Genomic DNA, 18,580 nt, shown 5'->3' with positions numbered 1-18,580 from the left:
CTTCAAAATCAATGGAACGGATCGACCGTTTCTAGGATTACAACATATCCCTGCATCCTTGCATCAAGAACGAGTAATCTCGTTAATGAGGCGGCTAATGACGGCTGCGCTTTCGGCGCGTCTTAGAGAGCGTGTAGGCTGGAAGCGGGCTTCTGCGTTGCCTTCGATCAGCCCCGCTGTGACTAATTGCTGGACTGCTGGTAGTGCCCAGCTTGCAATAGTTGCTGTATCAGTAAGTCGTTGAGATGATGTTTTGCTATTGCCTGTATGGGTGCTGGTATTGTTAGTGTTAGTCATGACATCGCTCCATGCGCGTTGCAGCATGACAGCCATTTCCTGACGGGTTACCTGGGCATTAGGACGGAAATTCCCTTTCTCATCGCCCTTGATCCAGCCTGCATTGCTGGCTGCTTGAACGGAGCTTGCATACCATGCAGATACAGGTACATCTGCGAAGCTAGTATTCGAGCTAGAGCTTACATTTACATTTGCCAGAGTGGATACACCCAGTGCACGTGTGAGCATAGCAGCGAACTCAGCTCGGGTTACGCCCGCTGTTGGCGTGAATTGTGTATTGCTCTGTCCCTGAATTACGCCTGTGTCGCGCAACTGCTGTACTACAGCTTGAGCCCAGTGTCCCTGCATATCCATAAAGTCAGGCTCCTCTGCACGAAGTGCGATATAGCTACTATTGGTGTTACTAAGCAGCGTAATCTGGCCCGATTGGATGGAAAACGGTACAGGTGTGTATTGCGCCTTGCCTGTGCCGTTTTGTTCTACACGCATGACAGCGATTCGTTGACCCGTTTGAATGGCATTGGAGGCGATGGTGCGTTTTACATATTGCCCAAGCTCACGTACAGCCGTTTTATTACCATTGGCAGCGATTGTATTGATCGTATAGGCTACGGCGGTGTAAGGCGTGTAACCCGCTGCTTGCGCCTCTTGAACAGCTGTAGGATCAGATGAAATTTCCAGCTCCACCGTTTGTTCATCGGTGAGTGCTTGCTTAACTAAACTAGCTGGCAAATGATACTGTCCGAGCGGCGTATTTATTGTAATCTGCTGTAGCTGACTTTGACTGGTTAAGGCGACACCTGCTGCTTGCTGAATGTGCAACTGGAAGCTATTCACAGCTGATGTTGCTTGCAGATCAAGCTGTAATGTCGTTGCTGTATTATTCAGCATACGCTGTGCTGCTGCGGCATCAATCACACTGGTAGCTACCATGCGATTACCTTCCTGCTGTAGCTCCGGAGTAAGTGTCCAGCGAGCGAGCTGTCCATTTTCCGATACGCCCTGCGCAACAGGTTCTGAGCTAGCTGTTGGCGTTATCGGTGCTGTACCTGCACTACCGGATGGCGCCGTGTCTGTATTGGTATTCGTACCTGGAGTAGTTGTGGTACCGCGATCCTTATCCTTGTCTTTGGAGTCTGAATTCGGTGTAAAGTCGATGCGCGTTAGTAGTGGATCATGATCGCTGACACGTCCATCCTCTTCCATAAAGTCGGAATTGATATGCACGATATCCAGCTGCGCGCGTGCTGCCAGCTGCGAGGTCATTAGCACATGATCCAGCGTTTGAGAATTGCCCTCGTATACATAGGAATAGCGCTCATTGACGGGTAAGGTATCCACCAGATTCGTCAATTCTTTGCCTTTTAAAATGTTAAATGTGTTGGAAAATTGAAAATCATTAAAGTCACCGACGAGTACGATATTCGCATTGCTATTCTGAGCAAGGGTGTCCTTTACAAAATTATTGAGTACGGCTGCCTGACGAGCACGCTGAATCTCGCTGCTGCGTACTGGAGGCTGTGCTGCACCATATAGCGCCTGATCGCCGCCCTTGGAGTTGAAGTGATTCGCAATGACGATCACGGACTGACCGTTAAAGACGAACTGCGCTGCCAGCGACTTGCGTGAAGATTCGAAAGCGACATTACCCGGATCGATTCTACCCGGATTAACGCTCAAGCCTGTCGTTCCATACGTCACTGCGGTTACGGAATCGCCTGCACCGCCCGGTGCTACAGGTAAGGTGATACGCTGCGGATTATATAGGAATCCGACCCGAATATTACCGCCAGGGGCTCCGCCATCCTGATTGTTGATCGGGGCGATGCTAGCATAGCGATAGGTTGATCCACCTGCTGCTTGAATGGCAGCGATTAGCGCCTCAAAGTTCTGACTCGCGTCCGTTGTGCCATCATCGGTTGCACCGTTATTGTCCTGAACCTCCATCAATGCGAGAATATCCGGCGTATGCAGATTGTCGACAACATCACGAGCAATCTTTTGCGTTTTATCTGTCGCTACTGGATCGTTCCAGAAGTTTTCTACGTTAAATGAAGCGATAGTGAGCTGTTGCGGCCCATTTTGCAGCTGCGACACCTCGCGCTTCCAGCCTCCGTCCTGAACCGGGGGCAACGGCTGATCTGGCAGGATTTTAAAATTGCTGTAGCTATAGCTCATAATACCTGTAATCGTACCATTGAAGCGGTCTCCGGTCTTGATCGGCTGACTCGGCTTGCTTGCAATAAGTAATCGATCTGAATTGAAATCTCCATCGGTAATGATCAAGCCGCCTGCTGGTGTACGACGTGCATGACGTGCTGCATCGACCGTCACTGGAATCTCATACGTGTAAGGCCCGATAATATCGGCATCATTCAGCTGTACCCGCATCCCTTCCAGACTTTCATAAAAGTCGATGCTATATTGTGCAGGGTCAAATTGAGCTTTACCATCCACCGAAGCAATCTGCTCTGGAATGCTACGTCCACCCGAGCCAATAATCGTAGGCGCTGGAAGCGGCTGATTCTCTGCTAGCACCTTGATCGAGGAAGCGGCAATTTCTGTTGTCGTCAGATCAGCGGCATCTGCGTAGCCAGTCTCCCGATATTCCTTCACACCTCCATCTACCTGGACGCGATCTCCCGGTTTCACACCATGAGCGGATCGATAGACTAGAATACCCTCAGATGTGCGCGGATCATTGTCTGCGAGCTCATCGGGCATCTGCATATAAAAGCTAGAACGGCTTTTGACCATCGTAACGATGCCTTCGACACCCTGTACCTGTTGTTCGGCATAAGTAGACGTTTGTGCGGTGCCTTGAATTTGATTAATCGTTAATCGTAATGGCTCCTGTCCGGAAGGTGGAGCCTGGTCGCCACCCTCAATATCGCTTGTAGAGCGTGGGAGCAGCTGATATGTATCCTGATAACGCGTGATGACTCCAGTGATGGAGGTATAGGTATAGCCAGATTTGAGCCATGCATTGGTGGTGTATACGACAAAGGTTCCATTGGCATCGGAAAGTGTATACCGATTACCGGATACGCTATCTACGTGTACTTGAGACACTTTAACGAGCGTAGCTTCATTCGGATTGCCCGTAGCAAAGCCGGAGGAATCGATGGTCTTCGGCTGAGGCACAGTGCCAGATTGAATGGTCTCGACATTGCTGGAGGTAGCGGCGATTTGCAGAAGCTTCTGATATGCGCCTAGCTTACCAGTGACTTGAATCGTATCGCCAGCCTGTGCAGTGAATGCCTGTCCACGGATAACGATGCCAGCCTGTCCATCCTGAATGTACAGATTGCTATAATTGTTGCCTGTGTCCTCTCGGTATGTAACGACACCTTGTACGGTTACGGTGCTGCCAATGGCTTGCGCACGTGCTGTTGTAATCGCATACGTATCATTTTGTACGGATGCGCTGGATAATGCAGTCTGAAAGGTAGCGTGTACATGACCTGTAGTCTGTTGATCGACAATCGTACTTGTCGTTGTGTTCGCAGGTGCGACGGTCTCTACCTCCGCAGCATGCAGTGCATGACCCGGCATAGGCAAGATCGAAGCCGTTAGCAGGCTAACAGCGAGACTCGCACTAGCTTTCTTTTTCCAACTCCTCATCGTTTGTATTCCTCCAATTTTTGAATAAATATAGTTATGATTTTAAAATATCACAAATTTATCAAGCTGGAATGAGGCAGACGTAAAATAAGCTGTAGGGCTTTTAGCCTGAATACGATGAATCATAGAAAACCGCCTATAACCTTCCTTTTTGTTATATTTAAATATAATTGTATTTATATGGAATTTATTATAGACTATTAAAGGAAATTTCTTCGCATAACAGATGTAATACAACATTCATACTGGAGGTTGATGTGAAATGAAAAGAAAACCAAGATCCAAATGGAGCATGCTCGGCATGACTGCGATGCTGAGCGTCGTATTGTTCGCGCTTCCCGCTTCAGCAGCATGGAACGATACATATCAGGGCTATGCAACCTATACGAGCTCTGGCTATTCCGGTGGTGCGGTGCTACTTGATCCGATTCCAGCCAATATGGAGATCACAGCGCTCAATCCTACCCAGATGAATTATGGCGGTGTAAAAGCGGCACTGGCAGGCGCTTATCTGGAAGTGACCGGGCCAAAAGGTAAAACCGTTGTGTATGTAACCGATCTGTACCCTGGAGCACCGAGCGGTGCACTGGATCTATCCCCGAATGCATTTGCCAAAATCGGTAATGTCAGCGATGGCAAGATCAACATTTCCTGGAAGGTAGTCAAGGCACCGATTACAGGCAATTTTAGCTATCGTATCAAGGAAGGCAGTTCCCAGTGGTGGGCAGCGATACAGGTACGCAACCACAAGTATCCAGTCATGAAGCTGGAAGTGCAGAAGAACGGTAGCTGGCTCAACCTGCAAAAGATGGACTATAACCATTTCCTCGGTGAACAGCTCGGCAACCAGCCACTGAAAGTACGTATTACCGACATTCGGGGTATCTCGGTAACAGATACGATCCCTGCTCTTCCATCCAGCGGTGGATCAGACGCATATATCGTACCTGGAAAGGTACAATTCCCGGATTGATCGCATGGAACAGATGGCGAGTGAATGGATAGCGTAGCAACTCTATCTCTCGATTCCTTCGAAGCCGCATACGAAGTCCCACATGAAACCACACACCACACAAAAGCGAGGCAGATGTCATGATCTGCCTCGCTTTTTTATCATATCTGTATATAAACTAACACTCCGTACTCTCTATACTCTCTCCGCATCCCTATCCCTACTGCTCTAACGACGAAATGGATTATGTCCATATCCTTTACCAGAAGGCATCGCCCCAGGTACACCATCTGCCTCCAGCAATGGGCGTACAATCAGCTTGGTCGGCCACTGCTCGGCTTCGAAAATAATGCGATACAGTAGCTTGCGGTCTGCCTCTGGTAGTTCAACCGTTGCCAGCGCTTGCTTCCATGCTGATTCGGTAATTTGCCATAGATGTTGCTCATCGATTCCATACACGTTAGCGATCGACTCCATAATTGAGGCAAGATTCACCTGGGTTCCGAGCGATTGCACGTAGAAAATAAGCTTTTCCAGCGTTTCGTTGTACAGGCTATTGGAATAACCCGGCCGAATATGATATCGCGGATCTTCGATTCCATGCTGTTCGGTGTAAGGTGGATGTAATCGCACCGAATCATGATCACGGAATAGCAAGGCAGCGGGGCGATCCTTCTTCCATACGATACAGCAGTTTTGACCGTGAATTTCAGGGACAACCCCGACTTTGAACAAACGCATGACGACATCATAGAATAGCTCAGCTATATCGGTATACAGCTGTAGCACCTCATTTTCAGTAGGAGTCTTACCCAGCAGGCGGTTGAATAGATGAGTACCCTCCAACTCAACACCGAGTGCTGCCATGGGAAGGATACGTATCGAATCATCGAGTAGCTCCTGTGGATAGAGCCGGAGCTGCACCGCAAGATGGCGTGGATGATCATCGAATAATCCCATATCCGTCGGCATATAGCCCCACCAGTGATTTTCCTGACAGAGATAGACGCGCTCTTTGAGCTGCTCATCACAGGCTACTGCCTGGCGGAGCATGCGTTCACCAGATAGACCATTTAACAGCTTCACGACAGGCAGATAACGAGCAGCGCCAAGCGACAATACGCTTACTGGCAGCTTGAGCATAGCCTTGCTTGGTTGCTGTGGCGCCATCGAGCGCAGGGAGGATGTAGCAAGCATATCCCCTGCCTTAGCTCGGAGTACAACTACATCGCCATTATCCAACTCAGCCGTGTATCGAGGTAAGATAATATGCTCCAGCTGCCATGGATGAACGGGGATAAGTGTATAGGCATCACTATCCAGCCCGCGCTCCCGACATTCCGTTTCCAAAAGATGACGATCCTCTGGTACAAGAAGCTCCAGACAGGAATGAACCGGGTCGCTGATGCCTGCTTGCACGACTTCATTGCGCAGAGCGAGCCAGCGTAGCTTGATCGCCTGTCCAAATTCTGCTGCATAGTGCAGACAATCCTGTTCGCTAAAACCTGTTTTCGCTTTGGATGATGGATGAAATGGGCGATCTCGCAGGGCAGCAATCTGTTCACCTGCAATAAACCATTCATATGCTGAATCGGGGTTTAGCTGTTGTAATCGCTGCAAGGATTCCGTTTCCAGTGCAAGTGCAAGCTGGCGTGTCGCAGTGTCGATACCTGTAATAAATTCGGCTACGCCTGACTGAGCATACGCTTCGGCTTCAAGCACATGCTGCAAAATATACTGTGCGATCTGCGCAGGCTCATCGATCCGCTCTATACCGTTGGCTGTCTGATGATAGATAGAAGAGCCAGCCAACCACTGGCGTCCCAGCCGAATACTTGGAACGACACGCAAGCTCATATTTCCGATCTGATATAGCCAGCCTTCCGCATTAGCATCTGCCGATGTCGCTGGATTCTTTTCCTCATACTCTGACCGCTGCTCGTCCGACATCTCTTCCCAGCGTGTAATCTGTGTATGCGGCTCAGTTAACAGCTCTTCGGTTAAAAATGCGTTGATCAGATCCTGCAAAATTTGCCGTTTAGCGGCTACTTTGCCCGATCGCTTGATGGTGATCGTCTGTGATGACATGCTCATCGTCACGTCCTTCCGTAATATAATAAAACCGAGGATGCGGATGTCCGAGGAAATCATGGTGCGAGATCGTCCAGCAATACGCACCAGACTGCTGGAAAACAGCGATATCCCCGACACGAATACGCTCAACCTCACCGTGGGTATGAAGACGATCCTTAGGCGTGCATAGCTCACCGACTAGAGAAACGCGGCTGTGCATCCATTCCGAACGTTGCCACGGATAATGCCAGCGATCTGTAGCGTAGATTTCAAACGGATGATTATGCCCCCACGAGGCAGGTAAACGGTTATGATGCGTACCGCCGCGCAGAACGGCAAACTGCTCACCATGCGATTCCTTGAGATCGATAATCTCTGCGGCATAATAGCCATGATCGGCTACGATCAGACGTCCCGGCTCGAAGATCAGCCTTGTCTCAGGTAGTGCCGCATGAGCCGCACTTGCTGCAATTCGTGCAGTAAAGGCTTGCCAGTCAAAATCCGGCGTTGCTTCATCATAAGACACGCCCAATCCACCGCCAGCATTAACCAGCTCCAAACGCTCCAGACCATAACGCTCCTTCCACTCTGCCGCACGGGTTAGATACAGCTCGACCATATCCGCATGCAATGCTGCATCATGATTGTTGGATAGTGAATGGAAATGAAAGCCGCTTAATCGTACAAAGCCAGCTCCCTCCTGCTGAATAATCTGCATCGCTTCATCGAGTAGATGCTCATCCAATCCGAATGGTGTTGCCTTACCGCCCATCGTGATCGCTGTCTGCGGCAGAGATGCCGCGTGCAGGTTGATCCGTAGCAAAATACGTACGGGTGAAGGCATAGCCATTTCATTTGCATCGTCCTCAGCAGATGCTGTAGTCAAGCGCTCCGCTCCAGCCGCCAGCTCATGACGCTTTTGCATAATATAGATAATCCGTCGTAGCTCCAGTAGACTCTCTACGTGCAGCGCATAGACATTTTGCTCAATCGCTTGCTCCAGCTCATGCTCCTTTTTCCCAGGGCCGCCGAACAGAATAGGCACATCACGACTTACACTGCGTACCTTGAGCAGTTCACCGATGGAAGCGACCTCGAATCCACCTACGAGCGGCAACAATGCTTCAATAATGCGTACATCCGGGTTAGCTTTAATCGCGTAAAATAAAGAAGTGCGCTGTGGCAATGCCGTCAGCATCTGACGCACCTGCTGACGTATGCCTGCCAGATCATAAATATAGGCACATACCGGTTCAGTTGTCGCTTCGACAATGTTGCTTAGCATATCGCTTACGGTTTGCTTCATTTCCAACCTCCTGATGTCCGATACAGATTACGTTTATTCCAATACGCCCGAAAAGCTGTATTGCGATCATCTCCAAGCACGAAGATACGTACTCCCTCACGCGACCAGCGCACCATGTCCGCTTCGCCGCGTGCTACCGTAGCGTACGGAACCTGACTTTGCACAGCGATATGATGTAGCTCTGCCAGTGCAGCCTGTACGTCGGGATGCTCGGTTTGCCATGGCACGCCAAGCGATTGCGACAAATCCGCCGCACCCTCCAGCACGAACGATACCTGCGGATGTGCTAGAATCTCCTGACTTGCTCGTACCCCTGCGATACTTTCAATCATCGGCACGATCATGATCGACTCATTCGCCTGTACGATATAATCCTGTAGGCTATATTTGGCAAATGATCCTGCGCGTCCACTATTCAGACTACGCTGTCCAATCGGATGATAATAAGCATGACGTACCACTTCATCGATCTGCTGTACATCCTCCACATGAGGAATTACAATGCCTTTCACTCCGCAATCGAGTAAACGAAGAATTTCCGTTCGTTCCAGTGTGGCGACGCGTACAAGTGGGGTGATACCTACTAGCTCTGCTGCACGCACCATCTCCTCTACAACTTCCAATCCAGTGGTCGTATGCTCACAATCTATAATGACAAAGTCATACTCCGCTGCTCCAATCATTTCGATGATAATCGGATGCGGAATGGAGACGAACAATCCGAATACGGGTTGCCCGCTATGAATACGCTCCATCATTGTAGCGTCACTGTCATTGTGCCGCTTCATCCGAGTTTCCCATCTCTAGCAAGCTGTAGCGGATTGCTTACGCTGCGGAAATATAGCTCACTATCGCCGTACAGTCTGCGCTTGGTCATTTCCTCAATTAGCGCATCCGGTGCAAACAGATCATAATCCTTATAGCGAGCCTCATACTCTGGATGCTGTTGCTGGTAGTCTGTAATCGTATCGGTACACAGCTTCCAGAATGCTGCTTCTGACAGCCCAAAGCGTTCCAGCGTAAATGCCAGATCGGTCATACAAATAAAGAAAAATGCATCGTACGTATAGTCCCTCACCTCAGCAACACTTTCCGCATGGATGAAGGAATAGCGGTTGAACTTGCGATGCGTTTCAGGAATCGGGTGCAGCTCTGGTGCTTGCTCTGGATAGAGCAGCTGCTCGGGTACATAGCGCACGCCATCATGCAGATCCTTAACGATGATGCGCTTAGGCAAGTCATTTTCAAGTACAAGAATAATATTTTGCGCATGGGATTCCAGTGCGATGCCGTGTGCATACAGAAGATGAATGATCGGTAGTACCACGGCTTTGACCAGCGCTTTACTCCATACTTCTACTCCATGCCGAGCAATGGCGCGTGCAGCGAAAGGTTCACCGTTGGGCTGAACCAGCGATACCGCATTCAGTGGCCATGCCTGCTCCTGATCGCTTAGCTTGCCAGCTATATTTTCACGCCAGATCGTACCAAGTGAGCCGTACGCTTCACCGTATTGCAGTGCAGGCAGCTCAGTATAGCGGAACGACACACCTAGCATTTCACGTAAAAGATCAAAGCCTTGCGCCTGCAATAACGTATCCTGCTGTACCAGACGAGTGAGCCAGTCACTGATCAGTGGCGCATTTTGCGTCGTATGATGAGCCAAAATGCGACTGGTGGATGTGTTCGTCATATGCAGTGCGAGCTTGATATACGGCGCATCGGCTACATTCCGATTCGATAACGAACGAATCGATTGCTGCGGACGGTACGTCGCTTCACTTTCACCAAGTGGAATGAGCTCACCATTGAATCGTTGCCGCGTGAATACTGGCTCGATGCGATGCTCCCATTGCCACGGATGAAGGGGCAGCAGCACATATTGCTGTGGATCACCATACGCCTTGATTTGCCCGTTAAAACGTTCATAGTCCTGTGTACTCAGATGCTGTGCATATAACGCTTCAACCTCAAAGCCATTCGATACCGCAGTGTCCGCCCATTCCTTATGTACAGCAACCCAGTATAATCGCACTTCTGGATTGAATTCCGGCCCGTATGCCGCATTATCATGCAAGGAGAAGCCCAGTCTGGACTTGTAGCTTGGATGATAGGGATGTCCATCTGTCATATGACTTTCCAGTGCTTCATAATGCTGATCCTGCTCTGGAATTTGGTCATTTAGCGAAGCCTGACACTGACTGTCCTTGGCAAGCGTCTCCAGCAACTCCTGAATAAATGGCTGAATACGCTCACCCTCCAGACGCTGGCTCACCAGCTCATTCAGGAACAGATGCACATCATGACAGGGCTCCGATTCACGCTGGATCGTTCCCGGCTGAATGCGAATCCGTCCAAACGACAGCTTCTCTGCTGCCTGACAGCGATACGTTACCGTGTCACCATTTGCAGCTGTGCCTTCCGTTTTCCAGACCGTTCCCCCCTGCTCATAAGGCAAAATCCCTTCAAACCAGAGCGCCTCCAACGTCTGACGCATAATTCGCTCCTGTACTCGATCGTACGCTGAGCTGTTCAGCTGTGGCTTAATTTCAATCATTCCGCTTGTTCCCATCGATGGTCACTCTCCTGTTTGTTTTAGCATATTGCGTACTTGCACATACGCTGGCGCATCGCCATGTCCTTGCAGACAGCTTCGTAGATTCTGCTTCGCCTGGAATCCATCTGCTTGCAGTATTTCACGAATAAATGGATGCTCCGAACGCTCCAATTCTTCTGCCAATAACGCTCTCGCCAATTGCCAGTACTCCTGCTCATCACAGCCGGTATCCCGTGCCAGCACATGTAAAAGAGAGCCGAGATGATTCACGATAAAATAATAAGCGGTGCGCGCACGTGCCGCTTCGCTCGTATAAAACAAAATATCGTCGCCAGCCCCAGGTCGCTGCATACGGCGCTCTACACTCACGCCCTCCAGGTCCCGAATGATAAAATGATGAGGCCAGTTGTCCTTGAGCGTCACCAGTGTATTTTGCAGATGCGCTTCAAAGTGAATACCTAGCTGTTCAGCGGCGCGCATAATCGGTAGTAACGAGCGCTCCAAATACAGACGTAGCCAGCGCTCTGCAATTCTACGTATATCGCTTAATTGCTGGGATGAACTTGAACGATTACCATTCTGTGCCATACGCTCATTCTGCATCGTATGCTCATTCCCAGCGTTCGCCTCTAACTTCGCTATATTATGCAACAGCTCATATAGCTGAGATGGCGCTCCAGGTCGCACCGATTCAACCAGCGCAGACAATACATAGGTACATGATGTATCAAATTCAATCGGTCGATAAGCAACCGTGAACAAGCTTGTCCATTGATCCGAATTAAAGCGACAGGTCGCAATGCCCATTTCACATGCAATATGCGTGTAGGGCTCATCGGCAAAGCATTGCTGCTCCAGCACATACTGCGTTGCTGCGAGTGTACGCGTCATTTGCTCCTCACTATTGGTACGGATCAGATTGGTAATGCCCACATGCAACGAAAGCTTGATATTACAATGTAGCTCGGGTAAAAATACCGTTCGTACCGAGGAAGTCGGATAAGCAAGCGGCCCGCATTGTCCGAGTAGAATTAGCTTACGATCATCGATATACTGCCGCACGATCGGTAGCGTCTGAATATAGCCATATTGCCACGGATGCATAGGAAGCAGCTCATACTGCTCGTCTTGGAGCCAATGGGTCAGCATACGATCCTGTGATCCTGCTTCTGCACGCAATAACTGCTTACGAAGCTGCACTTCAATCTGCTGACGATACTGCTCCACTGCCCACTCCTGGTGATAGCAATCCCTTCTGATCGCTACATAACACAATGCGTATGCACTGCCTAGCTCTGGACTGTACTTCTGTACATCCTCTCGGCTGAAGCCAAGGGTGCTTTTTGGAAAAGGATGAAATGGATGCCCCACAATCAGCGCCTGCTCAGAGCTCCGATAGTCCGTGAGCGTCTTACCGTAACGAGTCGCGTGCTCCATATAAAGCGCCGTATGATGCAGACTATTCTCTACCCGTTGCTGAAATTGTGCCGCACGCTCGCCTGTCACCTGCTCTCCGTTATTCAGCTCCGCTATGATCGCATCCAGTAGCTGTGTATGATCGCTCCCCTGAGCCTGCATCTGCGTCGTATCCGATTCAGTTTCTGTCGTAGCAGGTAGCTTCTGCCCGTACGGCTGTGTATATGGCATCCATGAGATTGAGCGATATTCATGCTCGCCAGTCGCCGAATAATACGCAAGCTGTGCGTGCAAGCTCTTGCGGCTTACCGGGAAATCGACCCGTAGGATCTGTTGCTGCGAGTCTACTGTAATCTCGGTCGGTCGCTCCGGACGAAGCTCACGAATATAGCAGTTTAGCAGTAGCTTGCATGTATGCTTCTCGGCTTGCAGCAGCGCGTCAGGCTGTTGGCTGCTTCTGGTCTTCAAGCCTGTTGTGTTCAGCAATGATGCCAACCTTCTTTCTTGTTATAGATAAAATGACAGGTAACGTCACCAGCAATACTGCTCCCAAAATGACAAATACCTCGCGTAATGCCATCCATTGCGCTGTTGGTGTAGCATAGCCAGCCCCTGTCAGCATCTGCCAGCGCCCGTCATAAAATAACGTCAATATGATTAATGCAAAGGAAGAAATCAGCCGCTGAAGCGTCGTAGCAAGCGCTGAGCCTTCATGCATATCTTCTTCTGGCAAAGCCTGCAAGCCAAGCGCCGATACACTCATACCGGACAAGCCCATACCCGCACCGCGGCACGCCATTAACAGGATGAGTATCACGATACCTGTGCTTTGTGGAAGGAAAACAAAGCTCCCTAGCGCCAGTACAACAACGACCGTTCCCCAGGCGATAAATCGCTTATTCTGCCCGCGATCAAACCAATTGCCGCCGATCCACATGAACAGACTGGTTGTAATCGCTCCCGGCAGAAACATAAGCCCGGATACCGACGGAGACAATCCGAACACATTTTGAAAAAGTAACGGTAAGGCAAAAATCGCTCCAAACATCACACAATCCTGAATCGTTGACACGAGTACACTCCATGCAAATACCGGATTGCTTTTTAGCAGATTGTAGCGAATCATCGGCTCCTGCCGACTATTTTCCAGGCGTACAAAGCCAATGAGCAGCAGCACACCAAGCACGAATAGCATCCATGCGAAGGCGACAGGTACGAGTGTGGACGAATATAGCTGAATGCCCAGACTCAGACTGGCGATACCGCCGATCATCAAGCTAATACTGCTTATTCGAATCTGCTTACGCTGTGCTGGCACATACGGGCGAATATAACGTCCACACCAGAATAACGCGCAAATCGCAAAGGGCACATTGAGCCAGAACAGTACATCCAGACGGCCGAATTGAATAATCAGACCGCCCAGCGTTGGCCCAACCGCTGGTGCAATCATGAGCAACATTCCCCATGCCCCTGTAATACGCCCTCTGACCTCTGTGCCATAGTTATCAAATAGCAATACGAGCGAGAGCGGAATCATCAGCCCGGCAGCGGCACCATGAATGAAGCGTACCAGCAGTAACACCGCTACATGCTCATACAAGAGCGCGCCAGCAATCGATGAGACGCCATAGAGTACAATGCCAAGCATATACGTACGCTTACGCCCCAGACGATCGACGATTAAAGAGGCTACAGGCATCGTCAGCGTCATCGCCAGCATATAAAGTGCAATGATCCAGCCGCCAGTCAGGGTAGAGATACCATAATAGGTCACAAAATAAGGCAGCAGTACATTGAAGGCACTATTCGTTAATACGAGTGAAAATGCACCGATCAGAATGGAGCCCAGTACCGCATACTGCCCCAGTCCTTTGGGCTGGCTCATTGCTCCGTCAGCTCTGCCAGCGCTTCATGGAGCGAACGCTCGAAAATGCGCAGAACCGTTTCCGTTTCCTGCTCTGTAATGACTAGCGGCGGCAGGAAGCGTAGAACGGAAGAATGGCGTCCACCGACCTCAATAATCATGCCATTAGCAAAGCAGCGACGTTGCACCGCTTCCGCCATGCGTCCACTCGCTGGAAAATGTCCCAGTCGATCAGGCGTCTCCGAAGGCTCTACCATTTCTACACCGATCATCAAGCCACGACCGCGTACATCGCCAATCGCCGGGATCATCGCTTGTAGCGAGCGAAGACGAGTCATCATTTGTTGACTACGCTGCTGTACATTGTCCAGTACACGCTGCTCGCGCAAATAGCGAAGGGTAGCCAGCCCGGTTGCCATGGCCATCTGATTGCCACGGAAGGTACCCGTATGTGCACCTGGTTGCCAGCGATCCAGCTCTTCCTTATAAAGAATGACCGACATCGGCAGACTTCCACCGACCGCTTTGGAGCAGATGATCACATCCGGTACGATGCCTGCATGCTCAAATGAAAACATTCGTCCCGTACGTCCAAATCCTGTTTGCACCTCATCGATAATCAGTGGAATGCCGCGCTCTGCTGTAATACGGCGTAGCTCACGTAACCATTCGAGCTGTGCAGGAATCGCACCACCTTCTCCCTGTACCGTTTCCACGATCACACCACATGGAGCCACAATACCGCTCTCACAGTCATCCAGTAGATTTTCGATATATTGTGCACTTAGCTTGGCTGTCATCTCACCACCAACACCGAACGGGCAGCGATATTCATAAGGAAAAGGTAGAAAATGAACATCTGGCAGTAGACTTTGCAGATGCTGCTTCTTGCTCAGATTACCGCTCATCGCTATCGTTGCCTGGGTGGAGCCGTGATAGCTACCGTGAAATGCCAAAATAGAACGTCCACCCGTAGCCGTTTTGACCAGCTTGATCGCTGCCTCTACCGCATCTGCTCCTGTGGGGCCGCAAAATTGAATTTTGGCATGATCGCGCATCGGTTCAGGTAATAAGGAAAATAGCTCCTCCATAAAAGCAAGCTTGAGCGGCGTAGCCAGATCAAGTGTATGTAAAGGAATTTGCTGATCCAGCATCTCACGAATCGCGTCAACAACCACATCCGGATTATGTCCCAGCGCCAGTGTGCCTGCACCTGCCAGGCAATCATAATATTGACGTCCCTCGGTATCCGTGACGATCATGCCCTTCGCCTTGCTGATCACCAGCGGGAAATGGCGTGGATATGCCCTCGCATTCGATTCCTTTTGCTCCTGTAGCTTTAAATATTCACTTTGGATTTCCAGTGACATCGTAATCGACGCTCCTTTGTGTATAGGTTCCTGTTCGTACAGGCTCCTTTTGCGTAGCAAATAAATAATTCAGATACGAGCCAACCACATCACGTGATTGCCCTTCGTACGGATACACATGATTAATCATGTCCGGTAAAGCGTTAACCTCCAGAATGCCGCCCTGCTCTAACGTAAGTGGACGTGCAATATCCTGACAGCGTATATCAATGCCAGCAACATCGATTCCTAGCGCTTTCGCTGCTGCGATACACAGCTCGATATTTTGCCGACAAATATCATCCGTACAGTCGGAATACAATTCGCGAATCGCCCCGGCTTCCATATTTTCCGTAGCATATAACGATAAGGATTGACCTGCTGACGGAATATCTATGGAATTGTACCCCTGACGCTTCAACTCCTTATTAACCGAACTATTTTCCGTTTCGATTGCGGCCCATTGCTCAAGCTCGCCTATCGGAGTTTGGGTTATGCGATGTGCATTAAGTGCTGCGATAAGCTCACTGATTGTAGAATGACCATCCCCGATCAGCTCCACAGGACGGTAGCACGTCACAGCTTCGACCTTCCCATCGATGACCAGTACACGATAATCCAGCCCGGCTACATACTGCTGTAGCATAATCTGGCGACTGAATGATCCTGCATGCTTCATCGCTGTGATAAGCTGTTCCTTCGTTCGTACATCCAGTGTTACGCCATCACTGCGACTTGCATCGAGCGGCTTCACTACGACCGAGCGATGCTCTAATGGCAATTGCTCTACAAAAGCGATCGCTTCATCCACCTCAGTCACTACTGTATAAGGTGGTACAGGCAATCCGCGCTGCTCTAGCAGCAGATTGGATGCTTGCTTATCCTTCGCGAGCAGTCCGGCTAACAACGGAAGACGGTGAGAACGTGTTTTGTTAATGATAATCGTTTGCCCATTTTGGGTTAAACGGAGAAAATCCTCACAGCCTGGAATAAGCAATTCACAGGCGATGCCCATCTCCTGCGCTCTAGCTGCAATAAGCCGATTTTGCAGGTTTTGCATCTGATTCAGAAACACGCAATATCCTCCTCCAGTTTCAAAAAAATGATAATGATTATCAATATCATTTATTCGATACCTATCTTAAAGGACAATGCTTATCGTTGTCAACAACCAACTTTTTAGGTAAAAAAAGAGAAAATGCTGGGGAACAATGAGAACAGTGGATATGTAAGGAAAAACAAAGGGTTTATTTGAATGGATTCATGCTAGAAAGTAAACGGGTTTGAAGTGATCGAGGAAGGATAAGGATGGTGAATTGAATATGGAGAATTAAAAATTCGAGATCTTCGCTTTAGTTTACATAATAAATAATATGTGAACATATAAGATTCAATTTATTTTTTGTTAGATTGTCCTACTCTTCTTTTGAATGAAGAATCGTGTCTAAAATATGGAATTAGCGGATTAACCCCATATTTCAGACACTTTTAATGCTCCAGCTCTCTATAGCTCTTCCCTTCCATACAGAACACCAACAGCATGATGGAACGATTAACCATGCTTTAGCTTCGGACAGGTTGGGCAATAATCATCGGGTTCATCTGCTGCCAGATAATACAAGCAGCAGGTTTTGCGTACACGAATAGGTGTATCGGATACAGCAGTAGTCCGCTTTGGAGAATCGAACTTTTTCAATGGATTGCTACGCTGAGCAAACAGATGTGGAGGTGCCTCCTGCACGAGATAGCGGTAATCTGCCTCAATCTGCTGACGCTCTTCTTTACTTGCACCATCTGGAAACTGATTTTCGTATAGCCAGTACACATAGATCGCAGTATTTTCCCATAGCACTGCCTGGCTAACGCCTGCCATCTTCGACAGCGCTGCCCATACGGGTGCAAGGTTACCTGCGAACATCTGCTGTACGATTTCATCGCGCCATTCATCACGTCTCCCAGCGCTTGGAGAGCTGGTCTCTTGATTCACTAGTAGCGCTTTCGGTAGCCACGCTTCGCCCTGTAAATAGGACTCCAGCGAGCTATTAGCCAGACTCAGATCAAGCCCCTTATTGTAGCGAGACATCGCATATAGTCCCGCAGCAATCGTCAAATAGGCATAACGCTTAGCGAAGAGTGAAACGGTTGCGGTCATCGAATCGGTCTCCCAGAAGGCACCCACTTTTTGCAAAAAGGGCATAGCAAGCTCGGGATCAAGTAAGTCCTTACAATTGATCGACAGCTCACGATGCTTCGAAGGACTCGTAGCGAGACGGTAGCTCTGTTGTAGTATATCTAGCTCATGCTCATCTAGCGATGTGACTATAGCCCTTGTGTTGACCATTCACACGTCTCCCCTTTCCATGCGGAATACATAATGGTGTGCCAAATAATGGATCGAATGAAATCTCGCATTCCATATGGAATACATTACGAACCAGCTCCTGATTAATAATATCCTCTGGCTTACCCTGCGCGAAGATCGTACGATTTTGGACAGCGACGATATGGTGAGCATAACGACATGCCAGATTCAGATCGTGGAGCACCATTACAATCGTGCGTCCCTCCTGCTCATTCAGCTCGAATAGCAGATCGAGAATCTCGATCTGATGCGCCATATCCAGATACGTGGTTGGCTCATCCAGCAGTAGCGTTTCAGTGCCCTGCGCAAGTGTCATCGCGATCCATGCACGCTGACGCTGACCACCGGAAAGTGCATCAACTGGACGATCTGCCAGCGAGCTTAGATTCGTCGCATCGAGCGCTCGCTGTACCATCTGTTCATCTTCACGTGACCACTGCTTGAGCCAGCCCTGATGCGGATAACGTCCCTGACGGACAAGCTGATTCACCGTTAGACCTTCTGGTGCAGAAGGTCCCTGTGGCAAAATAGACATGCGGCGCGATACTTCCTTGGTCGGTAGATGGGCAATATCTTGCCCATCCAGCAGGACAGAGCCTGAACGTGATTTGAGTAATCGTGCCATGGTACGTAGCAATGTGGATTTGCCACAGCCATTGCTGCCGATGAGTACGGTAATCTGTCCGGTGGGAATGGTCAGATTCAGATTTTCAATAACAGGCGCCTGTCCATAGGTTACAGTAAGCTCTTTTGCTTCCAGTATGCTCATGATGGGGC

General features: G+C 49.5%; 12 protein-coding genes. 1 reads left to right on the top strand and 11 read right to left on the bottom strand.

The genetic code is table 11. The annotated features are described in order from the left end of the window. Positions 1–63: 63 nt before the first annotated feature. Positions 64–3,921, bottom strand: a complete 3,858-nt coding sequence (locus tag IEX62_RS06535) for a DUF8508 domain-containing protein (protein WP_188774641.1) — start codon at positions 3,919–3,921, stop codon at positions 64–66. A gap of 292 nt (positions 3,922–4,213) precedes the next feature. Between IEX62_RS06535 and exlX the strand changes: the two genes are divergently transcribed. Then, on the top strand, positions 4,214–4,894 hold the full coding sequence (gene exlX, locus IEX62_RS06530) for an expansin ExlX (RefSeq protein WP_373289108.1): 681 nt from the start codon (positions 4,214–4,216) through the stop codon (positions 4,892–4,894). 207 nt (positions 4,895–5,101) lie between these two features. On the opposite strand, the gene IEX62_RS06525 is transcribed toward exlX, so the two are convergent. The 10 genes from IEX62_RS06525 to IEX62_RS06480 all read right to left on the bottom strand — a co-directional run bounded on the left by IEX62_RS06525 (position 5,102) and on the right by IEX62_RS06480 (position 18,572). Further along, a complete protein-coding gene (locus tag IEX62_RS06525) occupies positions 5,102–6,967 on the bottom strand; it encodes an IucA/IucC family protein (protein WP_229685655.1) in 1,866 nt (621 codons plus the stop codon). Further along, on the bottom strand, positions 6,912–8,252 hold the full coding sequence (locus IEX62_RS06520) for a type III PLP-dependent enzyme (protein WP_188774640.1): 1,341 nt from the start codon (positions 8,250–8,252) through the stop codon (positions 6,912–6,914). The genes IEX62_RS06525 and IEX62_RS06520 overlap by 56 nt, the downstream gene beginning before the upstream one ends. After that, positions 8,249–9,040: an HpcH/HpaI aldolase family protein gene (locus tag IEX62_RS06515; RefSeq protein WP_188774639.1), complete on the bottom strand. Its 792-nt coding sequence runs from the start codon at positions 9,038–9,040 to the stop codon at positions 8,249–8,251. Before IEX62_RS06515 ends, IEX62_RS06520 begins: the two co-directional genes overlap by 4 nt. Continuing rightward, entirely contained in the window at positions 9,037–10,824 is a 1,788-nt protein-coding gene (locus IEX62_RS06510) for an IucA/IucC family protein (protein WP_229685654.1), read from the bottom strand. The genes IEX62_RS06515 and IEX62_RS06510 overlap by 4 nt, the downstream gene beginning before the upstream one ends. A 6-nt stretch (positions 10,825–10,830) precedes the next feature. Next, entirely contained in the window at positions 10,831–12,711 is a 1,881-nt protein-coding gene (locus tag IEX62_RS06505) for an IucA/IucC family protein (protein WP_188774638.1), read from the bottom strand. Further along, positions 12,665–14,113, bottom strand: a complete 1,449-nt coding sequence (locus IEX62_RS06500; RefSeq protein WP_229685653.1) for an MFS transporter — start codon at positions 14,111–14,113, stop codon at positions 12,665–12,667. Before IEX62_RS06500 ends, IEX62_RS06505 begins: the two co-directional genes overlap by 47 nt. Continuing rightward, positions 14,110–15,462: a diaminobutyrate--2-oxoglutarate transaminase gene (locus tag IEX62_RS06495; RefSeq protein WP_188774637.1), complete on the bottom strand. Its 1,353-nt coding sequence runs from the start codon at positions 15,460–15,462 to the stop codon at positions 14,110–14,112. Before IEX62_RS06495 ends, IEX62_RS06500 begins: the two co-directional genes overlap by 4 nt. Continuing rightward, positions 15,440–16,516 (bottom strand): ATP-grasp domain-containing protein, encoded by a 1,077-nt coding sequence (locus IEX62_RS06490; protein WP_188774636.1) that lies wholly within the window; start codon positions 16,514–16,516, stop codon positions 15,440–15,442. The genes IEX62_RS06495 and IEX62_RS06490 overlap by 23 nt, the downstream gene beginning before the upstream one ends. Before the next feature lie 477 nt (positions 16,517–16,993). Further along, on the bottom strand, positions 16,994–17,782 hold the full coding sequence (locus tag IEX62_RS06485) for an IucA/IucC family C-terminal-domain containing protein (RefSeq protein ID WP_188775029.1): 789 nt from the start codon (positions 17,780–17,782) through the stop codon (positions 16,994–16,996). Further along, the gene (locus IEX62_RS06480) at positions 17,745–18,572 is read right to left on the bottom strand and encodes an ABC transporter ATP-binding protein (protein WP_188774635.1); all 828 of its coding nucleotides are present in this window, start codon (positions 18,570–18,572) and stop codon (positions 17,745–17,747) included. The genes IEX62_RS06485 and IEX62_RS06480 overlap by 38 nt, the downstream gene beginning before the upstream one ends. Positions 18,573–18,580: the final 8 nt, after the last annotated feature.

Origin of the sequence: Paenibacillus hunanensis, assembly GCF_014645615.1 — a bacterium.
Taxonomy (GTDB): Bacteria; Bacillota; Bacilli; order Paenibacillales; family Paenibacillaceae; genus Saccharibacillus; species Saccharibacillus hunanensis.
The sequence above is the reverse complement of the archived record's forward strand: the minus strand, read 5'-3'. Positions and strand labels throughout refer to the sequence as shown.